Annotated in this window: 1 protein-coding gene; it reads right to left on the reverse strand. The window is 50.6% G+C overall.

Features of this window, described 5'->3' with window-relative positions:
* Nucleotides 1–187 precede the first annotated feature (187 nt).
* A partial coding sequence (locus NK662_RS24700) for a hypothetical protein (RefSeq protein WP_497717183.1) occupies nt 188–326 on the reverse strand: 139 nt, incomplete at its 5' end.

Here is a 326-nt window from a genome sequence, read left to right on the forward strand (position 1 = left end):
GTTTATTACCCTCTCCTCCTCAAGCAGTTACTACTGCTCGAGTAACTCCATTCTGAAACCCTTGTGGGATACACACATGAGAGGTATACTATGTTGCCCCAGAGAGCATCTTCAGTGTTCCTAGATAGGAAGCCCAGACCCCACCCTCAGGACCCCAGCACAACCTACTGAGCTAATAGGAGGACGCTCAGTATTTGTCAGGCAGTCCAGGAGGTCTGTAGTAATTGGGGTCTTTGCCACTGCGGCCATGTCTGTTGGCTTCCTGGTCAGCAATGGTGTCCTCATGTCCTCTGCCGAAGAATTCCTGAAAGCTCTCTCTTGCATCA

The organism is Ectobacillus ponti, from assembly GCF_024294785.1.
Lineage (GTDB): Bacteria > Bacillota > Bacilli > Bacillales > Bacillaceae_G > Ectobacillus > Ectobacillus ponti.